The sequence below is a fragment of the Corallococcus sp. AB032C genome (assembly GCF_003668935.1).
GTDB classification, from domain to species: Bacteria; Myxococcota; Myxococcia; order Myxococcales; family Myxococcaceae; genus Corallococcus; species Corallococcus exiguus.
Map to the genome: position 1 here is coordinate 1 of NZ_RAWP01000244.1, position 1,571 is coordinate 1,571.

3 protein-coding genes are annotated in these 1,571 nt (G+C 71.7%); all 3 read right to left on the bottom strand.

Features of this window, described 5'->3' with window-relative positions; all coding sequences use genetic code 11:
• Positions 1-701: transposase (locus D7X99_RS41840; protein ID WP_147476432.1), on the bottom strand; the 701-nt coding region annotated here is incomplete at its 3' end.
• A 115-nt stretch (positions 702-816) separates the two neighbouring features.
• Complete coding sequence (gene tnpB / locus D7X99_RS41845) at positions 817-1,182, bottom strand: IS66 family insertion sequence element accessory protein TnpB (protein ID WP_120581677.1); 366 nt, start codon at positions 1,180-1,182, stop codon at positions 817-819.
• 4 nt (positions 1,183-1,186) lie between these two features.
• Positions 1,187-1,501, bottom strand: coding sequence for a hypothetical protein (locus tag D7X99_RS41850; RefSeq protein ID WP_120581678.1), 315 nt, complete (start codon positions 1,499-1,501; stop codon positions 1,187-1,189).
• Between the last annotated feature and the right edge of the window lie 70 nt (positions 1,502-1,571).

A 1,571-nucleotide genomic window follows, 5' to 3' on the forward strand; every position in this document is an offset into this window, starting at 1 on the left:
CCCGCGGGCGTCTGGGTGAGGAAAGTCCAGAGGTAGCCCTGGCGCGTCTTCTTCACGTCCAGCACGCGCACGGGCGTCTCGTCGGCCCACACCACCTCGGCGGCGGCAATGACTTGCAAGAGGTGCTGGGACAGAGGCAGCAGCACCGAGGCGGCCTGGTGGAAGAGGTCCGTCAGGGTGCTGCGACTCATGGGCACCCCACCGCGCTCAATCCGCTGGGCCAGCCGGTGCAGTGGCATCGCGTCGGCGCACTTGGAAACCACAACGTGCGCAAGGAAGCCCGGGCCGTACTCGCCCTTGTCCACCACCTTCGGCGGCGCGGGGGCCGTCACCACGCCCTGGCCGCACGCGCACGAGAGGACTTGCTGCACGTGCACCTGCCGTTCGAAGAAGGCGGGCACGTACTCGTACACCACCGTCCTTCGCCCCTCGCCCAGCGGCTTCAACTCCTCACTGCCGCACGCCGGGCAGTGCCTCGACTCGGGCGGCACCGCGTGCCGCACTTCGCGCGTCGGGGCCTCCTCGGCCTTCCGTGCGGCCCGCGCCCGGCGCTTCTCCAGGGCGGCCTTGGCCCGCGCCGCTTCGTCCTGGGGACTCGGGGCCGTCTGCCTCAATTCCTCGGCGACGGGCGGCAGCTTCTCGGCTTTGCGACCGAAGACACGCCGCTCCAGCGCGGCCATCTTCGACTCCAGCGACGTCATCCGCTCGCGGAGCTCCTCGGCTTCCTCCCGCCAGGGGCAGAAATGGTCCAGTGGAAGCTCGCGCGGCACCTGGAGCCCATACCGCGCTGCCCGCCCCCGCGCTCGCGCCGGGCCCTCAGGAGGCCGCGCGCCCGGGCGGTGACCAGGCCGGCGGGCGTCGCACGTCCGCCACGTCGATGCCGTCCAGCAGCATCGCCAACTGCGTGGCGTCCAGCGTCACCGCCTTCGCCTCCGCCTCCACGCGCGGCAGCCGGAAGCGGCCCGTCTCCAGCCGCTTGTACAGCAGCACGAAGCCGCCCCGGCTCCACGTCAGCACCTTGACTCTGTCGCCCTTGCGCGAGACGAAGGCGAAGAGGTGCCCCGAGTAGACGTCCTCGCCCCACTCGGCGCGCACCAAGGCCATGAGGCCATCAATCGACTTGCGCATGTCCACCGGCTCCACGGCCAGCACCACGCGCACCGAAGCCGGAAGCGCGAACACCCTCTCACCGTCCCAGCGCGGCGACGAGCCGGGCCACGTACGCCACGTCGGTGCCCACCGCGAATCGCACCCGCGCTCCGCTCGCGGCGACCACCTCCATCCCCGACTCCATCGCCGCGGGCGTCGTCGCCACCTGCACCGGCAAGAGTCTCACGGCTTCCGCTCGCGACGGCGCGGCCCGTCGTGCCCGGTACACCCACGACTGCAACGTGCTCAGCCGCACGCCCCGCGCCAACGCGAACTCCCTCTGCGTCTGCCCGCTGGCCTCGAAGGCTTCCGCGATGCGCGCCCACTCCGGCTTCTCCACCTGCTTCGCCATGCCCGGAAGCGTCCGCCGCGAACCGCTCCCCCGGCAATCCCTCACGGCACATCGTTGGCCGGACGGTTAC